The sequence below is a fragment of the Microthrixaceae bacterium genome, assembly GCA_016702505.1.
Taxonomy (GTDB): Bacteria; Actinomycetota; Acidimicrobiia; order Acidimicrobiales; family Iamiaceae; genus Aquihabitans.
Genome location: JADJDU010000010.1, coordinates 172,819 through 191,215 on the forward strand (window position 1 = coordinate 172,819; position 18,397 = coordinate 191,215).

Genomic DNA, 18,397 nt, shown 5'->3' on the forward strand with positions numbered 1-18,397 from the left:
CTCGGCTGTGGGGCTCACACGGGCTCCGATGTCGATCCGCCCCGGGGTGTCGAGGTGGATCGACGGCCCGGAGGAAACGTCGGCGACGCGTCGCGCTCGTAGCCGGCGGCGGGCTGGACTTCGTTCACGGCGCGGGTGGCCCGACCGACGAGGTCGGCGAGCATGCCGACCACGAACACCTGGAACGCAGCCAGCAGGATCAACAACGTGTTGATCGCCACCTTGAAGTCGTGCTGGATCACGTCGTATCCGAGCTTGGCCACTCCCACCGCGCTCAAAAGAAAGCCCAACGGCAGGAACACCCGGAATGGGTCGTAGCTCAGCGTCATGCGGATGACCTGAAGCAGGTAGCGGCGGGTGTCGTTCCACCAGTGGAACTTGGACTTCCCCGCTCTTTCCGAATAGGTGATGGGCCAGTACTTGACGGTGTAGCCATGGGCCAAGAAGGTCATGGTGATGGTGGTGACACAGCTGAAGCCGGCTGGAAGCTGGCTGACGTACTGGAGCGCCACATCTCGGCGGAACGCCCTCATGCCCGAGTTGAGGTCGGGGATGGGGGTTTGCACCAGGTACGACGCCAGCTTGCGGATGAACCACTTGGCCGGCACCCGGAACGCCTTGTGGGTGCCCTCCTCGGTGGTGCGGGCCCCGACCACCTGGTCGTAACCGGCCATCTCCCGCACCAGTTCGGGGATCAGGTCGTTGGGGTACGACATGTCCACGTCGGTCCACACCACGACCGGCCGCGGGCGGCCCTGGTCCCGAACTTGCGGGCCGACCCCGAGCCGCGGTTGGTGAGGAACTGGATGAGGCGGATCCCCTCTATCTCACGTAGAGCTTCACCCGATCCGTCGTTGGAGCCGTCGTCCACCACCACCAACTCGTAGGAGAACTCCGACGCGTCCATGGCGGCCCGTATCCGGTCGATCTCGGCGCGCAGGTGGCCCTTCTCGTTGTAGACGGGCAACACGATGCTGACGTCCACGTCATCGACGCCGGACGCGGTGTGGGCATCGGCCGTGTCAGGCCAGGGCTGGGGCATGACCCGAGGGTACCTGCCGTGAGGTCGCGGTTCGGGAGTCGGCGGTGTCCGAGAGAGCCTTCGGTACCATCGGTTCCTCCATGGCCGCTGATTCCGACCCGAGCGAGGTGCTGGACCCGTCTGGTCCCGTCGCCTCGGGTGTGGGTGCCCGCATCGGTTCGGTGGTGGGAACCGGCTTCGCCCTGGCCGCCCTGGCGTTCGTGTTCAAGACGTTGAGTCGGGAGTGGGAGCAGGCCGAGGCCCAACTCCGAGCAGCCCGGCCCGGGTGGCTGCTGGTGGCGGTGGTCCTGGCCGGCCTGGCCATGACCTCCATCGGTGTGGTGTGGGGCCGGGTGTTGCACCAGTTGGGGGTCGCGGTGAAGGCCACCCGAGTGGTGTCCTGGTACTTCGTGGGCGAACTGGGCAAGTACCTGCCTGGTGGGGTGTGGCCGGTAGTGGGGCGGGGAGAGCTGGCCCGCCGTGGTGGCGTTCCCCGCACCCGGGCCTACACCAGCGTCGCCCTGTCGCTGGGAATGCTCTACCTGGCGGCAATGTTCGTGGTGGCCGCCCTCGTCCCTTTCGCCTTGGCCGAGGGCGGTTTCACTCCGTGGATGCTGTTCCTGCTCGCCCTCCCCGTGGGGGTGGTCGGCCTCCACCACCGGGTGTTGGAGTGGTTGTTGGCCGTGGTTCGACGCTTCACCGGGCGCGTCGTCCACCTGGACGTACCTCGGTGGCGTCAGTCGCTGGGCTTGGTCGCCATGTACATCCCGACCTGGGTCGGCATCGGGTTGTCCACCTGGGCCGTGGCCCGGGCCCTCACCCCCGACGCCCCCCTGGTCCGGGTGGCGTTCGCGGCGGTGCTGAGCTGGGTGGCAGGGTTCCTGGCCGTGCCGGTGCCGGCGGGGGCGGGTATCCGTGAGGCGGTCCTGCTGGCCGCGTCGGGTTTGGACGGCGGTGTGGCGGCCGCCACCGCCATCGTGGCCCGCTTGATCTTCGTGGCCGTCGACGCCCTCGGCGCCGTCGCCGGGGCCCCGGCCGCTACCCGTCGACGGGGCGGCGTACAGGTGGGGCCCATGGGGGAGTCGGTCGAATCGATGGAGCGCCCGGGTCAGGGCCTGGGTCCTGAGTAGGGTCCAGGCGTGTACGGACTGAGACCCCTTGGCGTGGGGGAGTTGCTCGACGCCTCCATCAAGATCTACCGGAGCCGGGCCCGCACCCTGCTGGCAGCCGTGGCCGTCCCCGTGGTGCCGGTGGTGATCTTCAGCGTCTTGGTGTCGGCCTCGGCGGGGTCTGAGCCCACCATCGACCCGGTCACCGGTGAGATCTCAGCGGACTCGGGAGACATGCTCTTGTACCTCGTGGGGCTTCTGGTCAGCTCGTTGTCGATCATCGTGGCCACCACCGTCGCCACCGCGGCCTGCTTCCGGTCCATCAGCGGGGCCTACGTGGGCGATGACCCCGACTGGAAGGAGAGCCTGCGATTCGGGTTCTCGCGGATCTGGTCGGTTCTGGGCCTCACCTTCTTGAGCACCTTGGCCACCGTGGCCGGGCTCTTCGCCTGCGGGATCGGTGTGTTGTGGCCGATGGCGGTGTTCGCGGTAGCGATGCCGGTGCTGCTGCTCGAGGGCACCTCCGCAGCCCGGTCCATGGGCCGATCTCGTGAGCTCGTCAAGGGGATGTGCTGGCGGACCCTGGGTGTGGTCTTGTTGGGCACGATCCTGGCCAGTGTGTTCCAGGGGATGTTGGCGGCACCGGTGGCGGTGGTGATGTTCATGGATGCCGGAGTGGTGGTGACTGCGATCCTCAACGGCATCGTCTCGATTGTCAGCACCGTTGCCGTCACGCCCTTCACCGCGGCCTTGACCATGGCTCTGTACGTCGATCTGCGGGTTAGAAAAGAGGGCTTCGACCTGTACCTGTGGGCCCAACGTCTGGGCACCGAGACGACGACGGGCTTCCCGGCTCAGCCTGGCTCCCGCCCGCTGCCGCCCGGTTGGGCACCAGCAGGTCCTGGTGTGCCCGGCGGATTCTCCGCTCCACCCCCGGCCTACCCCGGTCAGTACAACCCCGGCTACGCGGGTGGAAGCGCTCCCTACCCCGGCCAGCCTGGACCCGGTCTCGGTGCACCGCCCCCACCTCCACCTCCGCCCCCGCCTCCCCCTCCTCCACCTCCTCCAGCTCCTCCAGCTCCAGCGCCCCACGCGTCGCCTTCGCCCACCACCTGGGCCCCACCAATCGACTCTGGCGATCCCGGAGATCCGACCCGTTGGTCTCCGTCTGACCAGGGCTGATGAACCCCGACGAGGCCCGTCGCCGAGCCCAGAGCATCCTCGACGGCGACAAGTACCAGGAGCAGCGCCTACCCCGCCCGTTCAAAGGTGTGCTGGAGTGGATCGCCGACCGGCTGCGCCCCATCACCGACGCCGTGGCCGAGGTGATGGAAGCGGTCTTGCGCCCGTTGCTGAGCGTCCCCTTCGGTGAGTACATCCTCCTAGCCCTCGTGATCGGCGTGGCGGCGGCGCTGATGTGGTGGCTGGCGTCGCGTCGCAGCCGCTCGGCGGTGATCGACGGGGACCGCTCCGCTCTGGTCGACATCGGTCTGGACCCAGACGGGCTCGATCGCCTGGCCGCCAAAGCCGAGTCCGACGGTGACTGGGCGTTGGTCGTCCGCTACCGGTACCAGGCCGGGCTTCTCCGCTTGGTGCGAGCCGATCGGCTGGTTTTGAGACCCGACACCACCGCGGAGGGAGCCGCAGGTCAGGTCGGGCACCCCGTCATGGACCAGCTCACGGTGGACTTCGAGGAGATCACCTACGGGGGACGCCCCGCCACCTCCGAGGATGGTGAACGGGCCAAGCTCCGGTGGGCGGAGCTGATCGGGACCAGGACCCCACGGTGAACGCTCGCGAGTGGTGGAACGCCCTGACCCTGACCCAACGGGTCGTGATCTCGTTCATCGGGGCAGTGGTCGCCCTGAACGTGGCCTTGATGGGCGTGCGCAGCGCCATCGGAGGGGGCAACCCGGGAGGACCGGTTTCGTCGTCGCTCAGCACCGGTGGATCCGGTCTCGAAGCCTTCGCCGATCTAGCCCGACAGTCGGGCCACGACGTGGTGCGCCTAACCGAGGCGGTAGGTCAGGACGATCTGCCCGCCGGGTCCACGGTGGTGGTGGCCGATCCCCGAGAGATGGACGAAGCCCAGGCCCGGGCCATCCTCGAAGCCGCGGGTCGAGGTGGCCGGTTGGTGTTGGCGGGTCCGGCGACGGCCCCGCTGCTGGCCGCGGTGGCTGGGCCGGAGCTATCGGTCGAGCAGGTAGACCCCCAGAACCCCCTAGCTGTGAGCGTCGAGGACGCGGTAGAGGGAGACGTGGGGGGAAGCGTCACCGGTCGGGCCCGGTCGATGGCCGGTGATGGCGGAACCAGGTGGCAGGGGCTGGAAGGTCACCGGGTTCACGTGGCCGACGACGACGGCCGACCCGTGTTGGTGTCGATCCCGCTGGGCCGAGGTGAGGTGGTGGCGTTGGCCGACGCCGATCCACTCCACAACCGCAACCTGGCGAAGGCCGACAACGCTGCTCTGGCCCTGGGGCTGGCCGGCGAACCAGGTGGGGTGCTGGTGTTCGTGGAGTCGGTACATGGTTTCGCCGCAAGTGGAACCGGTGCAGTTCCGGCCCACTGGCGGTGGGTGGCCGCCGGGTTGGCGGGCGCCTTCGTCGTCGGGCTGTGGTGGGCCGGTGTTCGCTTCGGCCCACCCGAACCAGACCGTCGAGCCCTGCGTCCGCCCCGTCTGGACCACGTTCGGGCTGTGGCCGCCGACCTGGATCGTGTCGCACCCCACCCGGCCGAGACGGTGGCTCCCTGATGTTGGCCAATCGTCGTCACCTGACCGAGGCGCTGGGAATCCCTCCCGACGCGTCGGACACGGTGGTCGCCGCCAGCGCCGAGGCAGCCGGGATCGACCCGGCCACCATCGCCACCGTCGTAGAGGCGCCGGCCGACCTGCATACCGCTCTGGCGGTGGGTGAACTGGCAGTCGCGAACCGTCGCGCCCGAACTGGTCTCGATCCCCGCCGCGACCGTCAAGCCGGTACGGTCACGCGTCCTCAGCCTTGGGAGGCGAGCCGATAGGTGAGCCGACCCATCAGTACGGCATGGTCAAACCGAGGCGAAGCCTCGGTCTGAATACCCTCGCAGCGACGAAGGCTGGACCTATCCCGCTAGGACCCTTAGGAGCAGTTGCCTTGTCCGATCCGACAGCCCCGATCCCGACGCCGGTCCCAGCAGCGGTGCCACCAGCCGACGGGGTGCTGCGTACCCTAAGGACGCGCCTGCACGCCGAGGTCTCCAAGGTGGTGATCGGTCAGGACGAGGCGCTCGACACCCTCCTGGTGGCGTTGGCGGTCGGTGGACACGTCCTGCTCGAAGGCGTGCCGGGTACGGCTAAGACGTTGCTGGCATCCACGTTCTCTCGGGCCCTGGGTCTCGAGTTCCGGCGGGCTCAGTTCACTCCCGACCTGTTGCCGTCGGACCTCACCGGGAACCTCACCCTTAGAGACCGCGAGCTCGTGTTCCGACCCGGCCCGGTGTTCACCAACGTCCTGTTGGCCGATGAGATCAACCGCACGCCGCCCAAGACGCAGGCCGCACTCCTGGAAGCAATGCAGGAAGGCCAGGTGTCGATCGACGGTACCGCCCACCCACTACCTCAGCCGTTCCTGGTGATCGCCACCCAGAACCCGCTGGAGTACGAAGGCACCTACCCGCTTCCCGAGGCTCAGCTCGACCGGTTCCTGGTCAAGGTCCTGGTCGACTATCCCAGCGCCGACCAGGAGAAGGCTCTGCTCGGATTGGGCCGCAAGGGTCTGGTACCGACCGGGACCGCGGACGTGCAACGCGTGGTGGATGCCGGCGATGTGATGGCGGCTCGGGCCGAGGTGGACTCCACCGCCGTCACCGACGAGGTCGCCGGCTACGTGACGGCCCTCATCCGCCAGACCCGAGCCCTGCCCAGTGTGGCGGTGGGCGCCAGTCCTCGGGCCGCGGTGCACCTGCTGGTGGCGGCCAAGGCGTCGGCTCGACTGTGGGGTCGTCACTATGTGATCCCCGACGATGTGATCCGGGTGGCGCCCGGAGTGTTGCGTCATCGACTGGTGCTTCGCCCCGAGGCCGAACTCGACCGGCTGACCGCCGACGCGGCGGTGGCCAACGCAATCTCGGCCGTCCCAGTACCGCGCTGATCGGCTGGCGTCATGCCTATGAGCCCCACCGGTCGAACCGTGGCCCTTCTGGCGTTGGTGGCCATGGCCGCGCTGGTGGTGCCGGTGCCGGTGGCGGGGGCGGCATTCGCCCTGGTGCTGGTCGGTCTGGTGGTCGACAGCTGGTGGGTTCGTAAGCCTCCCGCCGTCGAGCGCAGCCTTGCTTCGGAGGTGGTCAGGGGGGTGGCTGTTCCGTTCCTGGTCGAGGTCGAGTCCCGGCCGGCGGTACGGGTGGATGTCCGCCAACCTCAGACCGCCGATGTTCGGGTGACCCCGGCCGAAGCGCTGGGGGCGATCCGGGGAGAGATGGTGGTCACCGCCCGGGGGGAGCATTCGATCGGTCCGGTCGTGACCCGCAGCACCGGCCCGCTGCGTCTGGGGCGATGGCGCCACTTCGCCGCCGGAGACGCCGTCATCCACAGTCATGCCGACCTGCCCGGGGCCCGTCGGATGGCGGCGGCGGTACGTCAGGGCACCTTCCGGGATCCGGGCATGCGCCGTGGTCCTTTGGGGCTGGGCACCGACTTCGAGACCATCCGGGAGTACACGCCCGACGACGACATCCGCCACCTCAACTGGCGAGCCAGCGAACGTACCGGTCGGCCGATGGTCAACCAGTACCGCGAAGACACCGAACGGGACCTGTGGTGCCTGGTGGACACGGGCCGCCTCCTGTCGTCTCCGGTCGGTGACCGCACTCGCCTGGATGTGGCCCTCGACGCCATGGCCGCGGTGGCGGCGGTGGCCGATGCCGTCGGAGACCGGGTTGGGGCGGTCGTGTTCGACAGCGAGGTGCACCGAGTGGTGCGTCCGAGACGTTCCAATGCGCAAGGGCTCACCCGGTTGCTCGATGACCTTCAACCCCGAGTGGTGGACAGTGATTACCAAGCAGGTTTCGCCCGGGTGGGTGAAGCCAAGCGGGCTCTTGTGATCGTCTTCACCGATCTGGCCGATGCTGCCGCCGCCCGTCCGCTGTTGGCAGCGGTGCCGGTGCTCGTACGCCGCCACGCCGTCTTGGTGGCCAGCGTGAACGATCCTGATCTGGAGGCGACGGTGACCCGTTCACCGGGTACCCGGCGTGACCTGTTGGAGGCGGGAGTTGCAGCCGAGATCATGTTCGAGCAGGACGAGGTTCGGGCCAAGCTGGCGGCATCGGGGGCGGTGCTGGCCGAAGCGCCCGCCGACCTGTTGGCCACCCGTTGCGTGTCGGCCTATCTGCGACTGAAGTCGACGGCAAGGATCTGAGGCTGACGTGGGTGAACCTCTTTCGCAGTTCGTAGCCGAGCGCGGTGACCGCTGGGACCGACTCGAGGCCCTGACGACCCGAGCCCGGGGCCGGGTGCAACGGCTCGCCCCCGCCGAGATATCGGAGCTGGGAGCGAGCTATCGCGGTGCCGTCGCCGACCTGGCCTACGCCCGCCAGCAGTACCGGGCCGACCCGGTGACCAGGCGACTCGAGGTGTTGGTCGGAGATGCCCGCCCCCTGGTCTACGGCAGCGTGACCGAACGAGAGTCGGTGGCACGTTTCGTCACCACCGGCTTCTGGCGGAGGGTGGCGGAACGGCCGGTCTACCTAGTGGTCTCGGCACTCCTGTTGTTCGTTCCGATGGGGGCCATGGGCTTTTGGTCGCACGCCAATCCTCGGGTAGCGGCCCGGGTGGCCCAGGTATCTGACCTGTCGGCGGGCGTCGGCGAAGGCGAGTTCCGAGATCCAGACACCGAGACGATCACCGAGACCGGCACCAACGCTGGCTTCTCTGCGGCCATCTTCACCAACAACGCACGGGTGGCGCTGGTGGCCTTCGCCGGCGGCCTCACCGGCGGGGCGATGACCGTCGTCAGCCTGTTGTTCAACGGACTCCTGGTGGGGCTGATCGCGGGGTTGGCGGTGGCCGGAGGCAACGGTGAGGCGTTCTGGCGTCTGGTGGTCCCTCATGGCGTGCTGGAGATGTCTCTCATCGTCGTGGCCGGAGCCGCTGGCCTTCGTGCCGGGTGGGCGCTGGTCCATCCCGGTCACCGCACCCGGGTGGAGGCGCTGGCCGTGGAGGGCCGGGCCGGGGTCGAGATGGCTCTGGGTGCGGCGGCGCTGCTGGTACCCACCGGGTTCGTGGAGGGTTTCATCACGCCCCGAGGTCTGGACCTGGTTCCCGCGGTGGTGTTCGGGGTGGGCCTGGCCGTGGTGTTCTGGGTGCTGGTGCTCTGGCGGGGTCGGGTACAGCCCGACGCCGGGTAGCTTCTCGGCGTGGAGTTGGATGACCGCGTCAGCGTGGCCGGAGCCGAAGGCCTCGATCACGAGATGGTGCTGGCCGGCCTGGGTTCGAGGGTGGCAGCAGCCATGGTCGACCTGATCCTCCAGGTGTTGGCGCTCACCGTGCTCACCTTCGTGGGTGGACTGTTCGGTGACGCCGGGGTGGTGTTGGTGTCGGTCGGCGGATTCATGGTGATGCTGGGCTACCCGGTGGTGGCCGAGGCCTTCGCCGGGGGTCAGACGGTCGGCAAGCGGGTCTTCGGCATGACCGTGGTCCGCCGTGACGGAACACCGGTCACATTTCTGACGGCCACGGTGCGAAACCTGGTGCGGGTGGTCGACATCCTCCCTGGCACGTACCTGGTGGGAGCGGTGGCCATCTTCGTGTCGCCGCTGAACCAGCGGGTCGGAGACATGGCGGCCGGGACCTTGGTGGTGAACCGGCCGCGGGCTGGAGCCGGCAACCTCGTCTCGGTCACCGGATCGGCTATGGCGCCGGTGTTGTCGCCGGGCGTGGTGGGTTGGGACGTCTCATCGGTCACAGCCGAGGAGGTGGCCGCAGTTCGGTCGTTCCTGCTTCGGCGCAGCGAACTGGATCCCGGTCATCGGGCCAACCTGGCTCAGACACTGGCCTTCCAGTTGCTCCCCAAGGTGGCAGGGGTACCGCTCGACGGTGGGCCTGAGGTGTTCTTGGAGCGAGTAGCCGCAGCCCGTACAGGCTGAGCTGTCGGCGGGCTACTCAGGTCGAGAATCGATCGAGGAGGGTCTGGGCGGCGGCGGTGGGAGCGGTCTTTCCTGACTCGACAGACAGTTCCAGGTCCGCGAGTACCTCGCGGACCGCGGGTGACTCGCTGAAGCGCTGGGTGAGCCCGGCCCGGACTTCTTCCCACATCCATGCCGTGGCTTGGCGGGCCCGCAGCGCCGGGAGTTGGCCGCTGGTAGTGAGGTGGTGGTGGGCGGCCAGAAGGTGGTCCCACACCTGAGGGATTCCGGTGCCGTCGGGGGAGGAGACCAACAGCGTCTCGGTGGTGAGACCTTCGTGCTTGGGTCTCATGAGGTGCAGGGCTCGTCGCAGGTCGGCGGCGGCATGGTTGGCGGCGCTGAGGAGGTGGCCGTCGGCCTTGGTGACGACCACGACGTCGGCCAGCTCCATGATTCCCCGCTTGATCCCTTGGAGGTCGTCTCCGCCGCCGGGGGAGGCCAACAGCACGAAGAGGTCGACCAGGTCGGCCACGGCCAGTTCGGACTGACCGACCCCCACGGTCTCGATGACGATGACGTCATAGCCGGCGGCTTCGCACAGCAGGCCGGCCTCTCGGGTGCGGCGGGCTACTCCACCCAGTTCCCCGCCCGAAGGCGACGGGCGGATGAACGCGCGCGGGTGCCTTGCCAGGGCTTCCATGCGGGTCTTGTCTCCCAGGATCGACCCGCCGGTGCGGGCGCTGGTGGGATCCACCGCCAGCACCGCCAAGCGGTGGCCGAGGTCGGCAACGTGGGTTCCGATCGCTTCGATGAAGGTGGACTTGCCGACCCCTGGTGGTCCGCTGATGCCGATGCGAACGGCCGAACCGGTCCGGGGGAGAACGGCATCGAGCAGGGCGGCGGCTTGGGCCCGATGGTCGGGACGGGTTGATTCGACCAGGGTTATGGCCCGGGCCAGGGTCCTCCGGTCGCCGGTGAGCACACCGTCTCGCAGGGCCTCGAGATCGGTGGGTTGGCCGGGCTGGCCGGTTGGGGCGGTTTGTGGGGCGGGGCCGGGGGTGTCCGGGGTGGGATCGGGCACATCGCCACGGTAGGCGACGCGTCGGCACCGCACGGTTGGCCGCTACGTTGCCGAGATGGCCAACCGGAACCTGTACCTGCACGAGACCGTCGACATCGTGGGGCAGGGCCAATACGACTACATGGCGTGCGTTACCCGGGAACCCACCAACGTCATGCCCGACATGTTGACGCTCCAGGGCACCTTCTTCGTGTGTGCCGTGGGCGGTGGGCGCTGGCCCCAGGTGGTCAACATCTGGGACGTCGGGCCGCAGGGCTGGTCTGGTTGGGCGGCCAACGTGGACCGTCTCAACCTCAAGCGGCGAAACGCCTTTTACGGGGAATGGTGGGATGAGGCGGCCCAGTGGAGGACCGGCGGCTTCGACCGCTTGTGCGGTGGGGTTCCTGGGAGTCCGTCCACCTCGGAGCTGGCCGAACGGGGAGTGAAGGGAACTCTGTTCGTGCACCAGCTCCTGACGGTGCGCCCCGGAGCGCCGTTGGACTACCTAGCCGCGGTGGTGGCCGAGCAGGTTCCGTTGTGGCGGGAGTACGGCCACGAACCGACCGGGATCTACGAAGTGTTGACCAACCAGCACGAAGTGGTGGTGGTGTGGGCGGCATCGAACGAGGCGCAGACCCGACTCCGAGCTGCTCGCGACTCGGCCCGGGGCTTGGCTGACGACGCCGTCGGGGGAACCGACCCCGACGATCGGCTGGTGGCTTGGGAGCGAACTTCGGCTCAGTGGGTCACCGGAGGAGACACCCACCTGATGACCCCGATGCCGGGCACTGTGTACGGGCCTGACGACTGGGATGAGGCATCGCTCACGGACTGGTTGCCCAGCGGCGACGGTCGATAGGGACTTCGGTGCCTCAGACCTTTTGGATGACACGTTCAGAGAAGGCGGCGTAGGCCTCGGTGGCGCTGTCTACATCCCAGGCCAAGGGCGGGATGATCATCCGGGTCACACCCAGGGCCGCCATCTCCTCGACCGCGGCCAGGGGGTCCTCACCCATCACTCCGGGGTGACCGGCGGTCAGCTCCAACCGGTCGGGGTCGCGACCAGCTTCCTCGGCTGCGGCCCGGGCCACGTCGAACAGGTGGGCCAGCTCCTCCACGGTGCCCTTGCCGGGGAAGAAGCCGTCGCCCAGACGGCCGGCTCGGCGGGCGGCGGCCTCGGTGTGGCCACCGACCACGATGGGAACCCGCCCGTGGACGGGGGTGGGCAGGCTCACGGCCCGGTTCCAGCGGTGGAAGCCATCGTCGAGATCCACCGCCTCGCCGGTCCACAACGAGCGCATGGCGGCGACGTAGGCGTCGGTGCGAGCCCCGCGCCCTGCAAACGGAACACCGAGGGCGTCGAACTCTTCCTCCAGCCAGCCGACTCCGATTCCAAGCTCGACCCGTCCGCCCGACAGGCGGTCGAGGGTGGCCACCTCTTTGGCGACGATGGCCGGGTTGCGCTGGGGCAGGATGAGGATCCCGGTTCCGAGGCGGATGGTGGTGGTCGATGCCGCCACGTAGGCGAGCCACACCAGCGGATCGGGAATGGCGATCGACTCGCCGCCGGGCATGCGGCCGCCGCGGGCGTAGGGGTAGGTGGACTGGTAGTCGACGGGTACCAGTACGTGCTCGACGGTCCACATCGATTCGAACCCGGCAACCTCGGCGGCGCGGGCAACCCCGGCGGCGGCCGGCCCTTCGGCTAGGGGTCCGGTGTTGGCGAAGGCGATTCCGAAGTGCATGGTCGGGACCGTATCCGGGTGGAATGCTTGACCACAGTTATGTGATATGCGAAGGTGTCGTGTCACACTTCGGGGGGCGAAGACGACAAGGGGACGACCAGTGCGTTCTGAACACATGTCCGCGGACGGCCAACGGTGCCAGCACCGGCTGCATCGACGGGTAGTTCCGCTGAGCGTCGCCGTCATGGTGCTGCTGGCGGCCCTGGCCGCTTGCAGCAACGACTCCGGCAAGGCCGCATCGGAACCGACCAGGTCAGGACCGAACGCAACCGACCTAGCGGTGGAGGTCGACGTCGACCAAGAAACCGGACCGGCCCAGTTCGAAGTGGTGCCCGGAACCGAGGAAGTGACCGTCACCGGTGTCGAGCCTCGTCAACGGCTGTCGCTGGTAGATGCCGACAACAACCGGCTGGTCGTGCTGCGAGCCGACAAGTTTGGCCAGGCCCACTTCTCCTATCTGCCCGATGAGCTGGCCGAGTTTCAGACCGGAGCCAAGGCCAAACTGCCCACCGATCAGGGCTACGTAGTCGAGGCCGGCAAGGGCTACACCGTCCGGCTGGAGGACACCGATCCCGTCCAGGTCTCCGAGCCGTTCGAGGTCCTGGGCGCCGACAGCCACCCCGACCCCGACTTCTTCGACGACCAGGTCGGAGATATCGGGCCGTCCGGCGACGACACCGAATGGTTCGGTTACGTGACGATGCGAGACGGCGTACAGCTCGGCGTCAACGTGAGGTTGCCGGGACCGGTCGAGAAGGGCCCGTACCCGACCGTCATCGAGTACTCCGGCTACGCCGTCTCCAACCCCGACGAGACCGAGCCCGGTTCGATGATCGCCGGGCTGTTGGGGTTCGCCACCGTCGGCGTGAACATGCGTGGCACCGGATGCTCGGGGGGCGTGTTCGATGTGTTCAACCGGGCCCAGCAGGTCGATGGCTACGACGTGGTCGAAGCAGTGGCCCGCCAGCCCTGGGTGCGGGGCAACAAGGTGGGGATGATCGGCCTGTCGTACTCGGGGATCACCCAGCTCTACACCGCGGCCACCCAACCGCCGAGCCTGGCCGCCATCACCCCGTTGTCGGTGATCAAGGACCCCTGGCTGCAACAGTGGCCGGGTGGGATCTACAACGGTGGATTCACCCGCCAATGGCTGGCCGAACGCGACAGCCAGTCCTCGTCGAGTGGCATGTCTTGGACGGACAAGCTGATCGACGAAGGCGACAAGACCTGCGCGGCCCACCAACAACTCCGCGAGCAGAACATCGATTTCGAAGCGTTCGGGAAGTCACTGGTCCACCGGCCCGAACAGGCCGATGCCCGTGACCTGTCCAGGGGTTGGTGTCCCAGATCGAGGTACCGGTGTTCCTGGCCGGGGCATGGCAGGACGAACAGACCGGCCCCCAGTTCACCGACATGTTGGGCAACTTCACTTCCAGCCCGGATCTGCACTTCAACCTCTACAACGGGCGTCATCCCGACGGTTACGCCCCCCAGGTGCTGTCCCGATGGCTCGAGTTCCTTCAGTTCTACGTGGCCGGCGAGGTCCCCCACATGGACGACATGATCCGCGCCGCCGCTCCCCCCTACTTCGAGGATGCCTTCGGTACCCCCGGGCTCTCCTTCGGACCCAACCGCTTCGAGCAGTACCGACCCGGGCGCTACGACGCCGCTCTGGCTGCATTCCGGGCCGAACCCGACGTCAGGGTGCTGTTCGAGAGCGGCACGGCCGGAGAGGTGCCGGGCGCGCCGGTGTCCGCCTTCGAGACCACCTACGAAGCCTGGCCTCCACCGACCAGCAAGGATCGCACCTTCTACCTCGGCGCCGATGGTGCCTTGAGCGCGACCAAGCCAGACGGTGACGGGGTCAACCGCTTCTCAAATGCTCCCGACAGTGCCGGCGAGGACTTCTTCGGGGAAGCTGGCTACCAACTGCTGGCCCCGACCTGGGATCTGGACTGGACTCGATTCCCCGACGGTGACGCACTTGGCTACGTCAGCGAACCTTTCGAGACCACCACCATCCTTGGAGGTCCAGCCTTCGCCGAGTTGTTCATGAAGGTCCCCGACGGGGATGGTGCCGTTCAGGTCACGGTCAGCTTGGTGCGTCCCGATGACACCGAATGGCTGGTCACCTCGGGACTGCTCCGACTCAGCGACCGGGCTGTGTCCGACACCTCGCAGGGTCGCCAGATCGACCGGACCTACTCGGCCGCCGACGCCGACGAAATGCCCGACGACAGCTTCCAGTCCGTGAAGGTGGCGATCCCGTCCTTTGCCCAAGCCTTCCGCAAGGGTGACCGCCTAGCCATCTCGATCTCGAGCCCCGGCCGCAACTTCGGGGCCTGGACCTTCACCGACCTGGGCGAAGCCGGAGCTGAGCGCGACGTGGCCTGGGGCGGCGCCCGAGCTTCGCGCCTGGTGGTAGGCGTCCTGCCTGCCATGGAGGTACCCGAAGCCACATGGCCGTGCCCATCGCTTCGAGGCCAACCGTGCCGGCCCTACCAGGCGGTCACCAACGACGATGCCCCCTGAGTCACCGGGGCACCCCCGCAACCGGCGGGGACTGGACACCCGGGCCCGCATCCTGGTTGCCGGAGACGAGTGCTTCGAGGAGCACGGCCTCGACCTGACCCTGGACCAGGTCGCCGAACGGGCGGGTACGACCCGCATGACGGTGCACCGTCACACCGGGGGTCGAGAGCAGCTGGTGACCCACCTGGTACTCCGGGCCTCGGGCCGTCTGGCGGGGGAGCTCACCGCCATCCTCGAACGCCCGGCGCCGACCGGATCCAACCTGGCCGACGCTCTCATCCACACCGTGGTGGCTATTCGGGCCACGCCGTCGCTGGCCCGGCTGTTCAGCGGTGGAGACGTGACCGGACCGTGGCGGGAACTCGACCCTGACGAACGGGTACTCGGGGTCATCCACGACTTCTATCGACCTCACCTGGCGGCCATGGACGAGGCCGGGATGCTGCGGTCGGGGGTGACGGCCGACGATGCCGTGTCGTGGCTGTTGTCCCAGGTCCTGCTGACCCTGGTCGTACCGTCGGTGGCTACCGACGTGGAGGACTTCTTCACCCGGTTCGTCCTGCCGGCGGTGCTCAAGCAGCGATCCGACCCATAAGAACGGCACGGTAAACCGAGGCGGAGCCTGATCCACCGGTCGGTACGGGGCCACCCAGCTATCGCAACGATGCCACCATGCGATGGGCTTGGTCTGGTGTCAGGTCGCCGGAGATGGTGAACACTGTGTCGCCGCTGATGCCCCACAGGTGGGTTCGGCCGCGGGCATCGGTGGAGATGGTGGTACGGGCACCGTTGAAGGCTCCGTCCCCAACGGTGCGCTCCGTTGGTTCCTGGCCGGCGGCGGGACCGAACGGTGAAGACCACGCCGTCGGGTCGCTGCCCGCCGAGCGGGTGCTGAGGGTGATGCGCTCCGAACCTCGCTGGAAACCGATGGACATGACCGCCACGTCGGGAGGGTTGGTACCAGACCCGGTGGTGGGTGCCGAGCCCGGAGCTTCTGCCCGTACCGTCACCGCAGCCATCTCGAAACCGGCGGGAAGCCAGCCCGGGGTGATGGCATCTCCCCGACCCAATAGGGGCACGGCAGACAGATCGGTGGAGGTGAAACCGTGATCCTCGACGCTGGACCGGGCATCGTCGGCCACCGGTTGGTGGAAGGTGTCGGCGGCCACCTCGGTGAGGGTGGTCCACGAGGTGATTTGGGTGCGGCGAACGGTGCGGCTCCCCACCGACCGAGTCACGTCGACCGGGAGCGAGGTGTCGGCTGCCACTCGAATCGTCCAGGTCTCATCGGTGCCGTCTACCCCGGTGGCCAGATTTGTGGACAGCACGTAGAGCGACCGGCCGTCATCGGTGGTGCGCGGCATCCTCGCCTGGCCAGCGACGCGTAACACCGACGGCACTGCACTGAGGTCGGCCAGGGGAACTGGTTCGATGGTCGACGGGTCTGGGGGTCCGGCCGCCAGACCGGTGGCGTCGGTGGCGTACACGCCGGCCTTGTCCCCACGGCCGATGACGGCCACTCGGCGCATCAGACCTTCTTCGGCATCGAAGGTGGTCTGGTCGATGGTGCCACGGTCCGATACCACCCAGGACCCGTCCCCGCCCAGGATCAACTCGTAGGTTCGTTCCGTTCGTCGGCCGGTGGCGTCGTGTTCTTCCACGTCGATCAACACCCGCCGGTAGGGGCCTTCGGCCATGGCGGCCGAAGTTGTGGCCGCAACCTCGGATGCGGCCCTGGATCCGTCCGGTATCCGGTCGCTGGTGCCGATGATCACCGCGGTCGTAATCAGGGCGGCTAGTGCAACTACAGCCAAGATCACCAAAGCGAGACGTCGTCGGTTCCGGGGAGGCCTTATGAGCTCGGCTTGCTCGGCCATGCCGTGCACGGGATCGGAACGGGGATGGAACCCGGGCTCGGCGGGGTGTGAGCGGGCCAGGCGCTCCATCGGGTCGAAGGCTGGAGCCGCGGGAGATGCCCGTTCGGCCAGCAGACGACGGCCCAATGTCGACCAGAAGCGGGGATCGGGGGCGGGAACCGGGATCGCAGACAGCACCTCGGACGCGGCGGGCGCCAGGTCGACAGGTGATGCGGTGTCGGGCGCGTGGTTGGCCGAGTGGGTCAGTAGACGTCGGGCCGATTCCAGGCGGTTGGTGGCGGTCTCGACGTCGGCATCCAAGGTCCGCGCCGCCTCGGTCAGGGTGTGGCCTTCTAGGTCCACGAGCACAGCCAGGGCCCGTTGGTCGGGGGCCAGGCGTCGCCAACCAGCGGGGGTGGATCCGATCTTGGTGTTGGCTGCAGGAGTGTCGGGGAGCCCCTCGGTGCCGGGGGCGGTGGAATCGAGCTCCCTGTCGAGCAGGAACAGGTCTTCGATCGAAATGCCGGTGTGGACGGTGGGCGCGTCGGTCGCCGTTTCGGCCCGTCCTTCATCGGCGAGGGCACGGCGGCGGGCCGGGTCCCGGGTGATGCGGCGCAGCTCGTCGGTGGCAGCCAGGTATGCGATGCGGTGGAGCCACAAGCCCGGCTTCTGGCTGGCGTCGTAGCGGGGGAGGGCTCGGTAGGCCCGCACATAGGCCGCCGACAGTGCCCTGTCGGTGGAACCGTCACCGCCCAACACGTGGTGTACGAACGGACGCAGGTAGGGGTCCCAGTGTTCGATCATGTGGGCGAAGGACGCCGGGTCGCCTCGTCGGGCTGACAACACCAGGTCGATGGGTACCTCGGGCGGCCCCGAGCGTCTCGCCGGGGTTGGAGGCGTGCGCTCCTCGTCCCGTTCCTCGGGTGGAGGAGACGGTGGAGCGGGCGCGGTGGAGGAGGGGGAGTCGTTGGTGGCCGTCACCGGACGTCCAGGGTACCGGGGGTCCGGTGCGCGACACTGGATGCACCGGCCGGCCAGGCTGGGGCTGGAGGGAGATGAGCGATGAGGCGTGCGGTCGTGGCCGTCGCGGTTGTGGTGACGATGGTGGTCGGTGCGTGCACCCCCGACACGGGGGTGGACCGGGCTGCCACCGGTGGTTCGGGCTCGTCGAGCGGGCCCGAGGTGACCGTCACCTCTTCCACCAGCACCGAGGCCTCCACCACGCTGCCTCCGACCACCGTCACCACCACTACCGCTCCCATCACCACGCTGCCCCCGACCACCGTTCCCCCGACCACCACGACCCTGCCTCCACAGTCGATCACCGAACCGCCGGGACCGCTTCAGGGCGGCAGCGTCGGGGTGAGGACCATGGCCCTGCAAAAGGCGTTGGCCGAGCAGTTCTACGACCCGGGTGAAGCCGACGGGCGGTTCGGGGTCAAGACCACCATGTCGGTGTGGGCGTTCCAGGCCCTGTTCGGAATGCCCCGCGATGGGATCGTGACGCCCGAGTTGGAGCAGTTGATCCTGGCCCGACCGGCGCAGGCCATGTTGCGACCCGAACTGGGCCCCACCCACGTCGAGATCGATCTCACCCGCCAGGTGATGCTGGTTTGGCGGGACGGAAACCTGAAGCTGGTCACCCATGTCTCCTCTGGGAGCGAGGTGCCCTATTGCGAGAGGACCAGGGAGGGGCGTCGATGCGGGAGCGCCGTCACGCCACTGGGCGTCTACCAGTTCGGACGGCGGGTCTCTGGTTGGCGCGACGCACCCCTGGGTCGGCTCTACAACCCGGTGTACTTCAACGGTGGAATAGCTGTCCACGGGGCGGGGTCGGTACCGAACCGTCCGGCCAGCCATGGCTGTGTGAGGATCCCGATGCACGTGGCCGACTACTTCCCGGCCCTGGTTGAAACCGGTGATCTCGTCGAGGTGTTTCGGAGCTGACCGGCACCGGTCCGCCCCTTCGGAACCCGAAT

Annotated in this window: 17 protein-coding genes and 1 pseudogene; 14 read left to right on the forward strand and 4 right to left on the reverse strand. The window is 68.2% G+C overall.

The window, feature by feature from the left end:
• Positions 1–14: 14 nt before the first annotated feature.
• Positions 15–1,042, reverse strand: a pseudogene (locus IPG97_11850) (glycosyltransferase family 2 protein).
• 80 nt (positions 1,043–1,122) lie between these two features.
• On the opposite strand from IPG97_11850, the gene IPG97_11855 reads away from it, so the two are divergent.
• From IPG97_11855 to IPG97_11895, 9 genes are read left to right on the forward strand one after another with little or no spacing between them, the layout of a single operon-like run.
• Positions 1,123–2,151 (forward strand): flippase-like domain-containing protein, encoded by a 1,029-nt coding sequence (locus tag IPG97_11855; GenBank protein MBK6857209.1) that lies wholly within the window; start codon positions 1,123–1,125, stop codon positions 2,149–2,151.
• A gap of 9 nt (positions 2,152–2,160) precedes the next feature.
• Positions 2,161–3,312 (forward strand): hypothetical protein, encoded by a 1,152-nt coding sequence (locus IPG97_11860; GenBank protein ID MBK6857210.1) that lies wholly within the window; start codon positions 2,161–2,163, stop codon positions 3,310–3,312.
• Positions 3,312–3,920: a DUF4129 domain-containing protein gene (locus tag IPG97_11865; GenBank protein ID MBK6857211.1), complete on the forward strand. Its 609-nt coding sequence runs from the start codon at positions 3,312–3,314 to the stop codon at positions 3,918–3,920. Before IPG97_11860 ends, IPG97_11865 begins: the two co-directional genes overlap by 1 nt.
• The gene (locus IPG97_11870; protein ID MBK6857212.1) at positions 3,917–4,882 is read left to right on the forward strand and encodes a DUF4350 domain-containing protein; all 966 of its coding nucleotides are present in this window, start codon (positions 3,917–3,919) and stop codon (positions 4,880–4,882) included. Before IPG97_11865 ends, IPG97_11870 begins: the two co-directional genes overlap by 4 nt.
• Complete coding sequence (locus IPG97_11875) at positions 4,882–5,148, forward strand: hypothetical protein (protein MBK6857213.1); 267 nt, start codon at positions 4,882–4,884, stop codon at positions 5,146–5,148. The genes IPG97_11870 and IPG97_11875 overlap by 1 nt, the downstream gene beginning before the upstream one ends.
• Positions 5,149–5,171: 23 nt before the next feature.
• Positions 5,172–6,257 carry a MoxR family ATPase gene (locus IPG97_11880; protein MBK6857214.1) on the forward strand — a complete coding sequence of 362 codons (1,086 nt, stop codon included), beginning with the start codon at positions 5,172–5,174 and terminating at the stop codon, positions 6,255–6,257.
• Between the two features lie 18 nt (positions 6,258–6,275).
• Positions 6,276–7,520 carry a DUF58 domain-containing protein gene (locus IPG97_11885; GenBank protein MBK6857215.1) on the forward strand — a complete coding sequence of 415 codons (1,245 nt, stop codon included), beginning with the start codon at positions 6,276–6,278 and terminating at the stop codon, positions 7,518–7,520.
• A gap of 7 nt (positions 7,521–7,527) precedes the next feature.
• A complete protein-coding gene (locus IPG97_11890; GenBank protein ID MBK6857216.1) occupies positions 7,528–8,508 on the forward strand; it encodes a stage II sporulation protein M in 981 nt (326 codons plus the stop codon).
• 9 nt (positions 8,509–8,517) lie between these two features.
• Complete coding sequence (locus IPG97_11895; GenBank protein ID MBK6857217.1) at positions 8,518–9,246, forward strand: RDD family protein; 729 nt, start codon at positions 8,518–8,520, stop codon at positions 9,244–9,246.
• Positions 9,247–9,262: 16 nt separating this feature from the next.
• Here the strand turns inward: IPG97_11895 and meaB are convergent, their stop codons facing one another.
• A complete protein-coding gene (gene meaB / locus IPG97_11900) occupies positions 9,263–10,306 on the reverse strand; it encodes a methylmalonyl Co-A mutase-associated GTPase MeaB (GenBank protein MBK6857218.1) in 1,044 nt (347 codons plus the stop codon).
• Positions 10,307–10,361: 55 nt separating this feature from the next.
• Here meaB and IPG97_11905 point away from each other — a divergent pair, with 55 nt between their 5' ends.
• Positions 10,362–11,144: a hypothetical protein gene (locus IPG97_11905; protein ID MBK6857219.1), complete on the forward strand. Its 783-nt coding sequence runs from the start codon at positions 10,362–10,364 to the stop codon at positions 11,142–11,144.
• 13 nt (positions 11,145–11,157) lie between these two features.
• Here IPG97_11905 and IPG97_11910 read toward each other — a convergent pair whose 3' ends face one another.
• Positions 11,158–12,030 carry an LLM class F420-dependent oxidoreductase gene (locus tag IPG97_11910; GenBank protein ID MBK6857220.1) on the reverse strand — a complete coding sequence of 291 codons (873 nt, stop codon included), beginning with the start codon at positions 12,028–12,030 and terminating at the stop codon, positions 11,158–11,160.
• A gap of 100 nt (positions 12,031–12,130) precedes the next feature.
• On the opposite strand from IPG97_11910, the gene IPG97_11915 reads away from it, so the two are divergent.
• The 3 genes from IPG97_11915 to IPG97_11925 are packed head-to-tail and all read left to right on the forward strand — an operon-like array spanning position 12,131 to position 15,157.
• On the forward strand, positions 12,131–13,594 hold the full coding sequence (locus IPG97_11915; GenBank protein ID MBK6857221.1) for a CocE/NonD family hydrolase: 1,464 nt from the start codon (positions 12,131–12,133) through the stop codon (positions 13,592–13,594).
• Positions 13,525–14,562 carry a hypothetical protein gene (locus IPG97_11920; GenBank protein MBK6857222.1) on the forward strand — a complete coding sequence of 346 codons (1,038 nt, stop codon included), beginning with the start codon at positions 13,525–13,527 and terminating at the stop codon, positions 14,560–14,562. Before IPG97_11915 ends, IPG97_11920 begins: the two co-directional genes overlap by 70 nt.
• Positions 14,552–15,157 carry a TetR/AcrR family transcriptional regulator gene (locus IPG97_11925; protein MBK6857223.1) on the forward strand — a complete coding sequence of 202 codons (606 nt, stop codon included), beginning with the start codon at positions 14,552–14,554 and terminating at the stop codon, positions 15,155–15,157. Before IPG97_11920 ends, IPG97_11925 begins: the two co-directional genes overlap by 11 nt.
• Before the next feature lie 58 nt (positions 15,158–15,215).
• On the opposite strand, the gene IPG97_11930 is transcribed toward IPG97_11925, so the two are convergent.
• Positions 15,216–17,399 carry an RNA polymerase sigma factor gene (locus IPG97_11930; GenBank protein MBK6857224.1) on the reverse strand — a complete coding sequence of 728 codons (2,184 nt, stop codon included), beginning with the start codon at positions 17,397–17,399 and terminating at the stop codon, positions 15,216–15,218.
• Positions 17,400–17,480: 81 nt separating this feature from the next.
• Between IPG97_11930 and IPG97_11935 the strand changes: the two genes are divergently transcribed.
• On the forward strand, positions 17,481–18,365 hold the full coding sequence (locus tag IPG97_11935; protein ID MBK6857225.1) for a murein L,D-transpeptidase: 885 nt from the start codon (positions 17,481–17,483) through the stop codon (positions 18,363–18,365).
• Positions 18,366–18,397: the final 32 nt, after the last annotated feature.